This is a genomic window from Pseudomonas sp. P8_241, assembly GCF_034008315.1.
Lineage (GTDB): Bacteria > Pseudomonadota > Gammaproteobacteria > Pseudomonadales > Pseudomonadaceae > Aquipseudomonas.
The window spans coordinates 3,534,327-3,548,568 of the sequence record NZ_CP125377.1; the positions used below are offsets into that span (position 1 = coordinate 3,534,327).

Consider the following 14,242-nt stretch of genomic DNA (forward strand, 5'->3'; position numbering starts at 1 on the left):
ATGGATTTCAAATTGACTGAAGAGCAGCAGATGCTGCAGGACACCGTGGCGCGTCTGGTTCGCGACCACTACAGCTTCGAGCAACGCGAGCGTTTTCGTCTCAGCGAAGCCGGATTCAACCCGCTGTTCTGGGCTCAGCTCGGCGAACTCGGCCTGACCGCCGTACCGTTCGCCGAGCAACTGGGTGGCTTTGGCGGTGATAGCGTGGACACCATGCTGATCATGACCGAACTCGGCCGTGGACTGTGCCTTGAACCCTATATGGATTCGGTGATTCTGGCCGGCGGCCTTATTAGCCAACTGGGTAGCCCGGCACAGCAAAACGATCTATTACCACGCATTGCAAGCGGCGAATTGAAGGTCGCCGTGGCAACCGAAGAACTGGACAGTCATTACCAACTGAGCTCCGTGCAAACTCGCGCCACGCCAGCCACCGGAGGATGGCGTCTGTCCGGTCGCAAATCGGTGGTCATCGGCGCTCAGTTTGCTGGCCTGGTTCTGGTGTCCGCCCGCGTTGAGGGTGAGGAGGATGACGAATCCGGCATCGGCCTGTTCGTGATTGACCCTGCCCACGCGGATGTTCTGCGCCGCGATTATCAAACCATCGACGGTCGCCGGGCCAGCGAACTCTACCTGGATGGCGTATTTGTCAGTGACGCCCAGCAACTGGGCGAAACCGGCGAGGCCTTCCCGGCGCTGCGTTACCAACAAGGTCGCGCCATCGCGGCACAATGCGCTGAAGCGCTGGGCAGCATGGAAGAGGCCTGCAACCTGACCCTGGACTTCCTCAAGACCCGCAAACAGTTTGGTCAGCCCATCGGCAAGTTCCAAGTACTTCAGCACCGCATGGTGGACATGCGCAGTGAACTGGATCAGGCGGCGTCAATGGTCATTCTTGCCGCTTGCGTGGCCGACGACCCCGACAGCCTTGAACGCAGCCGTGCCCTGGCCGCGGCCAAGTTCATTGTCACCCGCGCCGCGCGCCACATCTCAGAGCAAGCCATCCAGCTGCACGGAGGGATTGGCATGACCGAGGAATACAACCTCTCTCACCACGCCAAGCGACTGGTGATGTTCAGCCATCAGTTTGGCGATGATGACTACCACCTCGCGGCGTACAGCCGCCTGATGGATGTCGCATGAGCCCGTACTTTTTTCCCCGGCTGCAACCTGTGTAACCGTTGAGGTGTTTTCATGCTGCAAGGCATAAAGATTGTGGAAATTTGCGGTATCGGTCCTGGCCCGTTTTCGGCCATGCATTTGGCCGATCTGGGCGCTGAAGTGATTGCGGTTGAGCGCGATGCCAGTGGCGCGTCGAGGGTCAACGTGCTCAACCGAGGCAAGCGTTCGGTGATCGCCGATCTGAAAAGTGCCGTGGGTAGGGAGCTGGTCTTGCGCCTGATAGAAGACGCAGACGCGCTGATCGAAGGCATGCGCCCTGGCGTGATGGAACGCCTGGGTCTTGGGCCGCAAGATTGCCAGGCCCGTAACCCGAGCCTGGTCTACGGCCGCATGACCGGCTGGGGTCAGTCCGGACCGCTGGCCAAGGTCGCCGGGCACGATAATAACTATGCGTCGCTGTCCGGCGCGCTGTTTCACAACGGTGCGTCCGAAGCTCCCCCCTCCTCCGCATTCGCCACGTTAGGCGATGTCGGTGGCGGCGCGCTATACCTGACCATCGGCTTACTGAGCGGCATTCTCAACGCACGGGCCACCGGCAAAGGGGCGGTGGTCGATGCGGCCATCGTCGACGGTTCGGCACACATGCTCCAGCTCATGCTTTCGACACGTAACCTGGGCTTTATGGGTGATGAACGCGGCAAGAATATTCATGACAGCTCGCCGTTCTATGCAACCTATCGCTGCGCTGATGGCGGATTCATTACGCTGGGTTCGATCGAGCCGCAGTTCTATTCACTGCTGCTGGAAAAACTCGGCCTCCAGGCTGACTCGCGCTTTGTCTGGCAATGGGATCGCCGGTTCTGGAAAGAACAGCACCAGCATTTCACCGAGCTGTTTTCCAGCAAGACACGCGCACATTGGTGCGAACTGCTGGAAGGTAGCGATGTGTGCTTTGCCCCGGTATTGGCACCCAGCGAAGCCGCGCTGCATCCGCACAACACCGCTCGTGAAACCTGGTTCGAGCGCGATGGGTTGCTGCAAACCGCCGTCGCACCGCGCTTCAATGGCGAGGTGGTACAGCCTGCAAGCGTGCCGAAAACGGGTGAACATACCGAGCAGATCATGGGCATCCTGAACTCACCGGCAAAAGGTTCCGTCTGGCAGTCTTCTTGACGCTCGTACGGCCGATGCCAATCAGATAAAACCCGGAACCTGTGGGAGCGAGCCTGCTCGCGATGAGGACGGCACATTCAACATCAACGTTGACTGAGCTGAAGCTATCGCGAACAAGCTCGCTCCTACAGGTTTTTCGTTCGCCTCGAAATTCTTGAGCGAACCACCCCCTCCCCACTCTCCCCACTCTCCCCACTCCTTTTCCCCTCCTCCCGAGTGGGCTGCTCAGGCGCGGTGGACCGTAGCATCGGGACGGCACTGAGAACTGACCAGTCAGTCGGCAATTACCCGCAAGCGGGTTCAGCGCTTACACACTTTTCACCCCACTCGGAGTACCGCATGAGAAAAACAACAATGCGCGGAATTTTTCGGCCGCAACTGCTGGCCACGGCTGTTGCTTTGGGCATCAATGCACCGGCTTACGCAGTCAACTTCAGCATTGGGGAGATTCAGGGCAGCTTCGACAGTTCGTTGTCGCTTGGGTCCAGTTGGTCCGTACGCGCACCAGACCCGGACTTTATCTCCAACTTCAATTCCCAAGGGGTCAGGGGCAACGCATCTGCGCGTACCAGCGATGACAACCGCTTGAACTTCAAGAAGGGCGAGACATTCTCGAAGATCTTCAAAGGCGTGCATGACCTGGAACTGAAGTACGGTGACAGCGGCGCTTTCGTGCGCGGCAAGTATTGGTACGATTTCGAATTGATGGACGAGAGCCGGCCGTTTTACGACATCGATGATAATGGCCGCCAACGTGCGGCGAAGTCGTCCGGAGCGATGTTCCTCGACAGTTTCGTCTATCACAACTACACACTCGACGAATTGCAGGGCAACGTGCGCCTGGGCAAGCAGGTGGTGAGCTGGGGCGAAAGTACCTTCATCGGTAACTCGATCAACAGCATCAACCCGATCGACGTGGCGGCTCTGCGGCGGCCCGGTGCCGAGGTCAAGGAAGGCTTGATTCCGGTGAACATGTTGTATGTCTCGCAAGGCCTGTCCGAGAACGTCACCGCCGAGGCTTTTTACCAGATTGAATGGGCACCCTCGGTCCTGGACAACTGCGGCACCTTCTTCGGTAACGATGTTACGCCTGAAGGCTGCAACGACCGCGCAGTGATCGCCGGTCTTGACCTGCCTCCAGGTGTAGCGACCAACACCGGATCTGGTTTGCAGGTGGCGGGCACTGCAGCACAGGGCGGTGGCGTGGATGATGCTTACGTGACGCGCACCAAGACCAAGGACGCCAAGGACAGCGGCCAGTTTGGCGTGGCCTTGCGCTGGTTTGCGCCGGACTTGAATGACACCGAGTTCGGTGCCTACTTCCTCAACTATCATGCCCGCAACCCCAATCTGGATTTCACCCGCGCCACCAATATCGCCAATACCGGTGCTGGTGCGGCCACTGTCCCTGGTGCTATCAACTCAATCCGCACGGCCAGCTACCACGTGGTCTACCCAGAGGACATTCGTCTTTACGGCCTGAGCTTCTCGACCAACGTCGATGGCACCGCCCTGGCTGGCGAAATCAGCTTCCGCCCGAACATGCCGCTGCAACTCAATGGCGGCGACCTGAACCTGGCGGCGACGGGCAACAAAAACTCGCCGCTGTTCATCTCTGGCGCATCGCAAAACGTCGCCGGAGCGCCGCTCAAGGGCTATGAGCGGATGCCGGTACTGCAAACGCAATTGAGTGCCACGCAATTCTTCGACCAGGTGATGGGCGCCAGTCGTCTGACCGTGGTGGGTGAAGTCGGATACAACCGCATCAATGGTCTGGGCGAGGCGGATGGCACGGATCTGCGATTTGGCCGTAGCACGATTTTCGGTGCGGGCGAACTGGCAACCGGACCTGGCGCGGGCGCCACCGGACCGCAAACTTGCGCGGGTGCGGCAAGCCAGGTTCCCGGCGCCGCAGCCGGTGTTACCCGGCCGAGTAACCCCCAGCAGGAGTGCAACAGCCACGGCTTCTATACCACCGATTCCTGGGGTTATCGCCTGCGCGGCCGTCTGGATTACCCGAACGTGTTCGCCGGCGTGAACCTGGCGCCGAACATCGCCTGGTCCCATGACGTCGAGGGTAACGGCCCGAACTTCGAGGAAGGCCTCAAAGCCGTCAGCCTGGGTCTGGATGCCGACTACGCCAACCTCTACACCGCCAGTCTCAGCTACACGGATTTCTTCGGCGGCCATTTCAACACCAACGGCGACCGCGACTACGTTGCGCTCAGCGTCGGCGTGAACTTTTGACAGCCGACAGGCAGAGGATAAAACAATGAAAAAAACCACAATTTTGACTGCCGGTGCTTTGGCGCTGACCCTGCTGGCCAGTAGCGTGATGGCAGCCGTTTCGCCACAGGAAGCCGACAAACTGGGCACCACCCTGACGCCACTGGGTGGCGAGAAAGCAGGCAATGCCGATGGCAGCATTCCAGCCTGGGCCGGCGGCCTCAAGCCTAGTGCCGCCCCGGTGCAAAACGACTTTATCGGCAATCCGTTCGAAGGCGAGAAACCGCAATTCGTCATTACGGCCGCCACCGCCGCTCAGTACAAGGACAAGTTGACGCCGGGCCAGATGGCGATGTTTCAGCGCTATCCCGACACGTACAAGATTCCGGTGTACAAGACTCAGCGTACCGCGTCTTCGCCACAGGATGTCTATGCCGCGGTGAAGTCCAGCGCGCTGAACACCGTCGCCGTGAACGATGGTTATGGCTTGCAGAACTTCGAGAAGTCGCACTACACCGCGTTTCCGATTCCGAAGTCTGGCCTTGAGGTGGTGTGGAATCACCTGACCCGCTACCGCGGCACCAGTTTCATGCAAAACCTGGTACAGGCGACGCCGCAGGTCAATGGCAGCTACACCCTCGTCAATGTCCAGCAGAGCGTCGGTTTTCCCTGGCAGATGAAGGATACCGACCCGCAGCAAAGCGCCAACGTGCTGTTTTACGCCAAGCAGGAGGTCACGTCGCCGGCGCGCATGGCGGGCAACGTGTTGCTGGTCCATGAGACCATCGATCAGCTCAAAGACCCGCGCATGGCCTGGTCCTACAGTGCCGGTCAACGTCGTGTGCGTCGTGCGCCGCAGGTGGCGTACGACGGCCCGGGTACCGCCGCCGATGGCCTGCGCGTTGCCGACCAGAACGACATGTACAACGGTGCTCCGGACCGCTATGACTGGAAACTGATCGGCAAGAAAGAGATGTACGTGCCATACAACAACTACACGTTGTTTTCGCCGAAGGTGAAGTACGAAGACATCATCAAACCCGGGCACATCAACCAGGACCTTACCCGCTACGAACTGCACCGGGTCTGGGAAGTCGAAGGCACACTCAAGGCGGGCGAGCGGCATATTTATGCCAAGCGACACATGTACTTCGACGAGGACACCTGGGCGGTACTGGAAATCGACCACTACGACGGTCGCGGTCAACTGTGGCGGGTCGGGGAAGGTCTTCTGGTCAACGACTATGTCCAGGGCACCGCGAACTACGCTGCTATTACGGTGTATGACCTGATCGCCGGGCGCTACGTCGTTTCCAACCTGCAGAACGAAAACAAACGCGGGCAGGACTATAGTTACCGTCCGACCATGACCGACTTCACCCCCGCTGCACTGCGAAACACCGGTATTCGTTAAGCGTCGGTTGTGCTTAATCACGTACTTCATCTGGATGACGGATGAAGCACGTGATGCAGCTTTCCAAGTGAAAGGCATCTTCATTCGTCAAGGAACCGAACATGATAATGACAAGACTCGCTCTGGCCATCGGTCTGAGTCTTTCGCTACTTCTTCCCCTCCCCGCACAATCGGCCAGTAACGACGCGCCAGCAACATCTATCCTTTCAGCCGAACAGGCCCGCGAAGAAAACGCTTACACCCTTGGTGTGCAGGCTTACCTGTGGGGCTTTCCCCTGTATTTTTATGATGTGACGGGGCCGAAAAGTCTTCAGGCCGGCGCCGTGGGCATGAACACCCTGCGCAAGTACAGCGCATTGAAAACAGCAAAGGACCGCACGGTTGTCACACCCAATAATGTGACGATCGATGCCTACGCGCGCTTTGACGTGTCCAAGGAACCGCTGGTTGTGCATGTCCCCGCGCTGACTGAACCACGCTGGTATTTGACCCAGATTGGCAACACCTTCGATGAAGTCACCCGCAACATTGGTGGTATCAAAGGCGCTCAACCGGGCGACTACTTGATCACCGGTCCGGACTTTCATGGCACGGTGCCTCGTGAAATGACCCAGGTGCCGAGCCGCACCAAGTGGGGGGTAATTGCGGTACGTATTTTCGCCAACGGTGAGCAGGATGTCGCCGCCGCCATCGAAGCGCAAAAAGGTTTCCAGATCATGCCGTTGTCCGCTTATTTGCACGATGGTCTGCAATACAAGCCGAGTACCGCAGACATTCCTGTCTTCAATGGTACGGCCCCGGAAGGCGTGCGTTTTTTTGACCAGCTCGGGCACGCCATGCAGCAGTTCATGCCGGCGAGTGGCGATCAGGATGAGGCGTTCATGACGCAATTGCGCCTGATTGGCTTGAGCCCAGAAAAGGGGTTTGATTGGCGCTCACTCGATGAGGCGACCTTGCGTGGGCTGACCCGTGCTGTTGCGGCCGCCCAGCAGATCGTCGATCAGCGCTGGAAGAATTTGGGCGAAGTCACCAACGGCTGGCGTTACTTCATGGTCGGTGGCCGAGCTGGTCATGATTACGCGATGCGCGCTGCGCTGGCCAAAAACGTGATTGGTGCACAGCTATCGGAGCAAGTGCTATATCCCAACACACAGGTGGACGACCAGGGAAGCGCTCTGGATGGCAAACACAAGTACGTCATGCAATTCGCCAAGGGCCAGCAACCGCCTGCCTCGTTGTTCTGGAATCTGTCGATGTACGGCGCGGATATGCTGTTTGTCGAAAACTCATTCGGCCGATACAGCATTGGCAGCATGACCGCGGGACTCAAACCGGCCGCAGACGGTTCGCTGACCCTGCTAATCCAGCAGGAACGCCCGAGCGACACGTCAAACTGGCTACCGGGCCGGGCCGTTCAACCTGACCCTGCGTTTCTACGGACCTGGATCATCCGTGCTTGATGGCTCTTATCGCCTCCCTGCGATCAAGCGCGTGGACTGAAAAGAGATACCAACGCTAGCGCACAGTGTCTTGCATGCAGGTCAAGTGGAGTTGGTGCAATCCGACTCCCTTTATTCCGAACCCATTTTCGTCACTCCCCTCCCTGCGTAACAAAGGGTATGCCTGAGCTGATACGCGCTGATTCGAATTTATTTTCGCTTTCCGCTTGATAAGTAACACCCATAGCGCAACAGTATTAGTAGGACACCCTAACTGATACAGGCACCCATCATGTTCATCCGCGCATACCTCCGAGCATCCACCGAAGAACAAGACGCTAGCCGCGCCCAGGCCTCGCTGGAGCAGTTCGCCAGCGACCATAACAAGGTCATCGCGAGCGTTTATCTGGAGAATGCCAGCGGCGCCTCCGCAGACCGACCCGAGTTGCTGCGTCTGCTCAAGGATGCGCGCAAGGGGGATGTGCTGCTGGTGGAGTCGATAGACCGGCTCTCACGCTTGCCGGTGGAGGACTGGCAGAAGCTCAAGGCCACGATTGATTCCAAGGGCCTGCGCATCGTCGCGCTCGATCTACCGACCAGTCATCAGGGAATTAAGGACACGAAGGGCGACGAGTTCACCGGGCGGATGCTGGGTGCTATCAACTCGATGTTGGTGGAAATGATGGCCGCCATTGCGCGTAAGGATTACGAGCAACGCCGCGAGCGCCAGGCCCAGGGTATCGAGAAGGCTAAAGCTGCGGGTAAGTATCAGGGCCGACCGGTCGATGAAGATCTGCACAAACGCGTTACGGAACTGCTCGGTGCAGGCCTTGGCATCCGCGCAACAGCCAGGCACGCCAACTGCTCAACCACCACAGTCCTCAGGATCAGGGACTTGGCCAGCGCCTGAATGCGAATCCACGGTCGATTTCTGCCTGTCGCCCCTATCAGCTATGGGTCGTTCTTTCGCCCCTCGTGACAGACAGAAATCGGCCAGTAGCTGCCTGTCGCGTCCAGCGTCAAACCATTTTGGTCGTCAACCAGCCCCCCCAGAACAAGCTGCTGAAGAAGCGCGTAGCGTCCCCGAATCCGGCCTCGTTCAACAGTTTTTGAACCGCCGCCTCAGAATGTGGCGGATCAGCGCCCTGGAGGATTTTCCCCAGCTTGACGGTCACTTCATCCGGGCTCGCTCCTTGCTGCCGCCACCGCTGACCCCAAGCCGCCAGCAATAGCGGTTGGCTGGAATAAGCGTAGTGATTTCCCGCGACAATCAGCGGCGCACCCGGCTTCAAATGAGCCCGAACAGATCGCAGAAGTTGTCGCTTGGCATCATTACCCTCGAGATGATGCAGGACGCCGATCAAGGTGGCTGCGTCGTAGGACTGGTTGGCTTCCAGATCTTCAACATGTCCAAGATGCATTTGCGTTCTTTCAAGCAAATCGTTCGTTTTCAACTGGTGCTTCGCAGCCGCCAGCATCGGCTCGGATGGATCAACCGCAGTAAAGCGCCAACTGGGCTCCAAGGTCGCCATTGCAATGATTTCCTGCGCCGTACCACCAGCGCCAACGACCAGTATCTTCGCCGAGCCTGTACTGCTGAGGCTTGCTGCCAGCATGCAGGCAGCAAGGTCGTGACAGGCGTCATAGCCTGCCAACGCAATACGGCTCTGTCGTCCGTACTCATTGGCTCGTGTGGTATCAAATTTTTCAGCGGGATTGAGAGGTAATGATTTCAAGGCGGTTCTCCATGTCCTTGAATCAAGTTAGGTCATCTATGGAGATAATAAAAATTCATTAATTTTATGTACTGCATTCCTGCAGGGAATGCATCGGTGGATGCCTCTGCTTGCATTGATCAGTTTCATGCATTAATGCATTCCAACAATGCACTTATCATATCGATCATCCTGCTCCACCATTCTCCCCAATAAGAACCGTGCAGCGCGTCCAGGCGGTGCACGTCATAAAAGCGGTGGAGTACAAGCCAATGACAGCATCAATTCCTTCCGGGCGCTCACGCGCCAGTGCGATTTTCCGGGTCACCTCGGGTAATTTCCTTGAGCAGTTCGACTTCTTCCTTTTCGGTTTTTATGCCACGCAGATTGCCGCCGTGTTCTTCCCGGCCAGTAGTGAATTTGCCTCCCTGATGATGACCTTTGCAGTGTTCGGTGCTGGCTTCCTGATGCGTCCATTGGGCGCGGTGGTGCTGGGTGCCTATATCGATGATGTAGGTCGGCGCAAAGGCTTGATCGTGACGCTGTCGATCATGGCCAGCGGCACGATCCTGATTGTGTTAGTGCCAGGTTACGAAACCATCGGACTGTTCGCCCCAGCCATCGTGTTGATCGGTCGCTTGCTGCAAGGCTTCTCGGCCGGTGCGGAAATGGGGGGTGTCTCGGTGTACCTCTCGGAAATTGCCACCCCCGGCAACAAGGGCTTTTTCACCAGTTGGCAATCGGCCAGCCAACAAGTTGCGATCATCGTTGCAGCAGCGTTGGGCTACGGACTGAACCAGTGGATGGCGCCTGCGATGATTGCCGATTGGGGCTGGCGAATTCCGTTTTTCGTTGGCTGCATGATCGTCCCGTTCATCTTTTTCCTGCGTCGCAATCTGGAAGAAACCGAGGAGTTCGCCGCACGCAAGCACCGGCCGAGTATGGGCGATGTGTTCCGTACCCTTGCGCAAAACTGGGTAATCGTATTTGCCGGGATGATGATGGTCGCACTGACCACCACCGCGTTCTATTTGATCACCGTGTACGCGCCAACATTCGGTAAAGCCGTGCTGCACCTGAGCACATCCGACGCGTTATTAGTGACGCTGTTGGTGGGTGTTTCGAACTTTTTCTGGTTACCCATTGGCGGTGCATTATCTGACCGTATCGGTCGGCGTCCGGTGCTCATCGCCATGGCACTGCTGACCCTCGCTACCGCGTATCCGGCGCTGACGTACCTGGTGAACGCGCCGAGCTTCGTCAACATGCTGTTGGTCTTACTGTGGTTGTCGTTCATTTACGGTTTGTACAACGGCGCGATGATTGCGGCGCTCACAGAGATCATGCCGGTCGAAGTCCGTGTCGCCGGTTTCTCGCTGGCGTACAGCCTGGCCACAGCAGTGTTTGGCGGTTTCACCCCGGCGATGTCGACCTTCCTGATCCAGTACACCGGCGACAAAGCCGCACCCGGATACTGGATGAGCTTCGCCGCACTCTGTGCCTTGTGCGCGACGCTGTATCTCTATCGCCGCTCCACTGGCCGCCTGCAACCAGCGATGTCTTGAACCTGCAATTTAGAGAAAATGACCATGAAAAAATTATTCAATGCTGCCGCCCTAGCCTTGGTGGCCAGCCTCGGCCTGAGCACCGTTGCCCAGGCCGAAGAGATCCGCGTGATGACCTCCGGCGGTTTCACCGCTGCCTACAAAGTCCTCGGGCCGAAATTCGCCGCGTCCACCGACAACACGCTGTTCACCGCCCTTGGCCCCTCGATGGGCAAGGCGCCAGAAGCGATCCCCAATCGCCTGGCCCGTGGTGAGAAAGCTGATGTGGTGATCATGGTCGGCTACGCCCTCGATGATTTGATCAAGCAAGGCAAGGTTGACCCGGCGTCACGGGTTGAACTGGCCGATTCCCGAATCGGGCTGGTCGTGCGTGAGGGCGCGACGAAGCCGGACATCAGCTCCGTTGACGGACTGAAGCAGACCTTGCTCGACGCGAAGTCCATCGCCTATTCCGATAGCGCCAGCGGCGTATACATCGAGGATCAGTTGTTCAAGCGCCTGGGCATTGAGGATCAACTCAAACCCAAATCGAAGATGATCCCGAAAATCCCCGTGGGTTCGGTGGTTGCCACAGGCGACTACCAACTGGGATTCCAGCAGGTCAGCGAATTGCTGCCCGTGCCCGGCGTAAGTTTTGTGGCGAAGATCCCAGAGTCGGTGCAATCGGTAACGCGCTTCGCTGCCGGCATTCCCGTGGGCGCGCAACACCCGGCTGAAGCCAAGGCGTTGCTGGAGTACCTGGCGTCCTCGGCCGCTCAACCGGATGTGAAGGCAACCGGGCTGGATTCGGTCAGTCGCTGACCTGAACTTTCATTTCCACCACCAGCCGTTCCAGTTCCAACGCAGCCGGGGTCAACGTGCGACCCCGGCGCTTGATCAGGCCGACACTGCGCATCACCTGCGGGTCGGTCAGCGGCACCCGCGTAAGAATCGGGTGATCCGTTGCCGGCATCGCCATCAGCGGCACTGCCGCTACCCCCAACCCCGCTTCCACCAAGCCGATCATCGTCGTCACATGCCGGGTTTCACAGATGCTCTGCCGTTGCGGCACGATTCCGGTCAGCGCCTGATCCAGCAAAAAGCGATTGCCCGAGGTCTTGTCCAGCGAGATGTAATCCTGCTGATAGAACTCTTCCCAGGTCAGGCTGGTTCGCCCCGACAACGGATGATCGCGCCGACAGGCCAGTACATAACCTTCCTGCACCAATGGCTCGAACTCCACTTCAGTCTCCAGCGTACCCATGAAGCTCAGACCGAAATCTGCTTCGCCATTGACGACGGCGCTGAGTACGTCGTGGGCGCTAGAGTCGAGCACTTTGACTTTGATCTTCGGGAACTGCCGGTGGTAATGCGCGATCACGCGCGGCATGAAGTAATACGCTGCCGAGGGCACGCAGGCCACCGTGACATGGCCGAGCCGGGTCGAGGCGACTTCGCTGATGCCCAGCAGCGCCACGTCCAGATCGTCCAGCAAGCGCTCGACGCTGGGTATGAAACCGCGCCCGGCCTGAGTCAAGCTGACCTTGCGTGTAGTGCGTTCGAACAATCGTACCCCGAGGGCGTCTTCAAGTTTTTCGATGCGCCGGCTCAGCGCAGGCTGAGATATACGCACGGTGTCGGCGGCTTTGCGAAAACTGCCCTGCTCGACCACGGCGCGAAAAGCTTGCAGGTCGTTGAGGTCGAAGTTGATGGCCATGGTGCGCACTCGGAATCAGACAGATTGATCAGCTTATCCTATGAATCTACAAAATTATTCCACAATGCAGGTTCCGGTGAGGTTGGAGACAGTGTGCGAAATGGGCTGGCAACGATCAGCAAGAACCAAGAAATTCATCTTTGACCATCCTCGGAGCGGTTTCATAAAACGGTGATTTTATGAAACCGCCCAGGCTGCGCGCGGGTTTGTGGGGAGGTACTGAGCTTAAGCACGTTTACTGCTCCATTGCTCCCCGAATCCCGATACCGAAGCTGGGTATTTGCAGCGAAAACCAAAGTCGGTGGTGTTTTCAGCGGCGGTGGCTTTTTCGCGCTTCGACGATTCCAAACGTTCGGTACGTGAAAATACGAAGTGCGGCCAACCCCTTTGATCCTGCGTGGTCATTCTGCTTTGCCCGACAAAAACCAACCTAAGCCCTAGTTGACGCCGGACGGGTCAAGATTGAATCGGTGCCCTCGTTCCGGGTTCCCGCAGCGAGCCCGGCGAGTCGCTGTGCAATCTCGATCGCCTGCCGCTGGGCGAGCGCCGCGCAGCCATCGACATTGATCAATGCAAGCCGTTCCACGTCGAAAACCAGGGCGATGGACCCCACCAGGCCTACAGGTGGCATCAGGATGGGAACGGCCAAGCCCATGGCTCCGGCCTCCAGTTCTTGCTCTGAGAGGTAGTACCCCCGCTTCCGTACACCGGCGAAGTGGGCCTTCTGCGCAGACCAGTCGGTACCCAGCCGTTGCAGGTCGGGGTCGTCCATATGCCTTTCACAGATCTTGCGCAGGCGCGCCGGCGGCAGGAAGGCGAGCATGACTTGCGACGGCGCGCCGCGAAACATTGGCATCGGATGTCCCCGCGCGAAGGCCTCACCCGCTGGGTAGCGGCCGACCTGCTGGTACACATTAACAACTTCGTCGTTGTACATGCGGCAAAGGAAGCTGGTGAATCCGGTTTCCTCGGAAAGGCATTGCAGGGGTTCGCGTGCCGCTTTGAGCAGCGGGTCCGACTGACGAATCCGGTAGTCCAGCATGATGATCCGCGCTCCGAGCGAGTAGTGGCCGGAGTAATTGGCCAGGAAGCCGGCCGTAGACAACTCGCGCAGGTAACGGAAAACCGTGGGGCGAGACAGTTGAAGACGCGCAGCGACCATCTCTGCTGTCAGCAGGGTATCGCTCTCGGAAAAGAGATCCAGCACGTCGGTCATTCGGGCGAATTTGCTCATCAAGCGGGGACTCCAGGGTGATTGCCGTTGGTCGTGTGTAAAATCTCAATATTTGACACTTTGCATTAGTTTCCTCATATTCTCCAAAACAACAACAACATAGAGGCTTTGCCCCATGCCCAAGACTTTTGAACCCATTCGGCGTCTTCACCACTTTGCTTGGCGCTGCCGCGACGCAGAGGAAACCCGCGCGTTCTACGAGGACATCCTGGGCTTGCCGCTGACCCACGTCGTGCTTGCGGACAGCGTGCCCAGCACGGGGGAGAACTGCCCCTACGCGCATCTTTTCTTCGATCTCTGCGATGGTTCGTCAATCGCCTTTTTTGACCTTGGCGACGACACGGCGGCGCAGCCCTCCCCCAACACTCCGGCCTGGGTCAACCATTTGGCGCTGAAGGTCGACTCGATGGGTGCCATGGAGCGAGTTCGACAAAAACTCGAAAGTGCCGGCATCGAGGTGCTCGGCATCACCGACCACGGATTCGTACGTTCTATCTACTTCTTCGACCCCAATGGCGTTCGCCTGGAATTGACGATCGACATGTCGGATGAGCCAGTCTCTGATTCTGATATTGAAACAGCTCATGTGGAACTGAGCAAGTGGATGTCCGAAAAGGCCGCCCGGCGCGCCATAACAGTCTGAGTTGCTGAAGGAGAC

General features: G+C 58.2%; 12 protein-coding genes. 9 read left to right on the forward strand and 3 right to left on the reverse strand.

Annotated features, from left to right (window positions below):
• The 6 genes from QMK58_RS16005 (at position 1) to QMK58_RS16030 (ending at position 8,284) form a co-directional block, all read left to right on the forward strand.
• Positions 1-1,143, forward strand: a complete 1,143-nt coding sequence (locus QMK58_RS16005) for an acyl-CoA dehydrogenase family protein (RefSeq protein ID WP_053159320.1) — start codon at positions 1-3, stop codon at positions 1,141-1,143.
• A gap of 51 nt (positions 1,144-1,194) precedes the next feature.
• On the forward strand, positions 1,195-2,295 hold the full coding sequence (locus QMK58_RS16010) for a CaiB/BaiF CoA transferase family protein (protein ID WP_053159318.1): 1,101 nt from the start codon (positions 1,195-1,197) through the stop codon (positions 2,293-2,295).
• 339 nt (positions 2,296-2,634) lie between these two features.
• Complete coding sequence (locus QMK58_RS16015; protein WP_053159316.1) at positions 2,635-4,542, forward strand: DUF1302 domain-containing protein; 1,908 nt, start codon at positions 2,635-2,637, stop codon at positions 4,540-4,542.
• A gap of 25 nt (positions 4,543-4,567) precedes the next feature.
• Positions 4,568-5,935 (forward strand): DUF1329 domain-containing protein, encoded by a 1,368-nt coding sequence (locus tag QMK58_RS16020; RefSeq protein ID WP_053159314.1) that lies wholly within the window; start codon positions 4,568-4,570, stop codon positions 5,933-5,935.
• A gap of 101 nt (positions 5,936-6,036) precedes the next feature.
• The gene (locus QMK58_RS16025) at positions 6,037-7,395 is read left to right on the forward strand and encodes a DUF1254 domain-containing protein (RefSeq protein ID WP_320395019.1); all 1,359 of its coding nucleotides are present in this window, start codon (positions 6,037-6,039) and stop codon (positions 7,393-7,395) included.
• Between the two features lie 271 nt (positions 7,396-7,666).
• Positions 7,667-8,284: a recombinase family protein gene (locus QMK58_RS16030; RefSeq protein ID WP_053159313.1), complete on the forward strand. Its 618-nt coding sequence runs from the start codon at positions 7,667-7,669 to the stop codon at positions 8,282-8,284.
• 109 nt (positions 8,285-8,393) lie between these two features.
• Here the strand turns inward: QMK58_RS16030 and QMK58_RS16035 are convergent, their stop codons facing one another.
• Complete coding sequence (locus tag QMK58_RS16035; protein WP_053159311.1) at positions 8,394-9,110, reverse strand: class I SAM-dependent methyltransferase; 717 nt, start codon at positions 9,108-9,110, stop codon at positions 8,394-8,396.
• 251 nt (positions 9,111-9,361) lie between these two features.
• Between QMK58_RS16035 and QMK58_RS16040 the strand changes: the two genes are divergently transcribed.
• On the forward strand, positions 9,362-10,654 hold the full coding sequence (locus tag QMK58_RS16040; RefSeq protein ID WP_320395020.1) for an MFS transporter: 1,293 nt from the start codon (positions 9,362-9,364) through the stop codon (positions 10,652-10,654).
• Between the two features lie 24 nt (positions 10,655-10,678).
• Positions 10,679-11,455, forward strand: a complete 777-nt coding sequence (locus QMK58_RS16045; RefSeq protein ID WP_053159308.1) for a substrate-binding domain-containing protein — start codon at positions 10,679-10,681, stop codon at positions 11,453-11,455.
• On the opposite strand, the gene QMK58_RS16050 is transcribed toward QMK58_RS16045, so the two are convergent.
• Complete coding sequence (locus QMK58_RS16050; RefSeq protein ID WP_320395021.1) at positions 11,445-12,350, reverse strand: LysR family transcriptional regulator; 906 nt, start codon at positions 12,348-12,350, stop codon at positions 11,445-11,447. The two genes, QMK58_RS16045 and QMK58_RS16050, sit on opposite strands and share 11 nt — an antisense overlap.
• A gap of 430 nt (positions 12,351-12,780) precedes the next feature.
• Entirely contained in the window at positions 12,781-13,584 is an 804-nt protein-coding gene (locus QMK58_RS16055) for an IclR family transcriptional regulator (RefSeq protein WP_053159301.1), read from the reverse strand.
• A 115-nt stretch (positions 13,585-13,699) separates the two neighbouring features.
• Here QMK58_RS16055 and QMK58_RS16060 point away from each other — a divergent pair, with 115 nt between their 5' ends.
• Complete coding sequence (locus QMK58_RS16060) at positions 13,700-14,227, forward strand: VOC family protein (RefSeq protein WP_053159299.1); 528 nt, start codon at positions 13,700-13,702, stop codon at positions 14,225-14,227.
• Positions 14,228-14,242 lie beyond the last annotated feature (15 nt).

Coding starts and splice junctions, on each gene's coding strand:
- QMK58_RS16005 (WP_053159320.1), top strand. CDS start 1: ATGGATTTCAAATTGACTGAAGAGCAGCAGATGCTGCAGGACACCGTG.
- QMK58_RS16010 (WP_053159318.1), top strand. CDS start 1,195: ATGCTGCAAGGCATAAAGATTGTGGAAATTTGCGGTATCGGTCCTGGC.
- QMK58_RS16015 (WP_053159316.1), top strand. CDS start 2,635: ATGAGAAAAACAACAATGCGCGGAATTTTTCGGCCGCAACTGCTGGCC.
- QMK58_RS16020 (WP_053159314.1), top strand. CDS start 4,568: ATGAAAAAAACCACAATTTTGACTGCCGGTGCTTTGGCGCTGACCCTG.
- QMK58_RS16025 (WP_320395019.1), top strand. CDS start 6,037: ATGATAATGACAAGACTCGCTCTGGCCATCGGTCTGAGTCTTTCGCTA.
- QMK58_RS16030 (WP_053159313.1), top strand. CDS start 7,667: ATGTTCATCCGCGCATACCTCCGAGCATCCACCGAAGAACAAGACGCT.
- QMK58_RS16040 (WP_320395020.1), top strand. CDS start 9,362: ATGACAGCATCAATTCCTTCCGGGCGCTCACGCGCCAGTGCGATTTTC.
- QMK58_RS16045 (WP_053159308.1), top strand. CDS start 10,679: ATGAAAAAATTATTCAATGCTGCCGCCCTAGCCTTGGTGGCCAGCCTC.
- QMK58_RS16050 (WP_320395021.1), bottom strand. CDS start 12,350: ATGGCCATCAACTTCGACCTCAACGACCTGCAAGCTTTTCGCGCCGTG.
- QMK58_RS16055 (WP_053159301.1), bottom strand. CDS start 13,584: ATGAGCAAATTCGCCCGAATGACCGACGTGCTGGATCTCTTTTCCGAG.
- QMK58_RS16060 (WP_053159299.1), top strand. CDS start 13,700: ATGCCCAAGACTTTTGAACCCATTCGGCGTCTTCACCACTTTGCTTGG.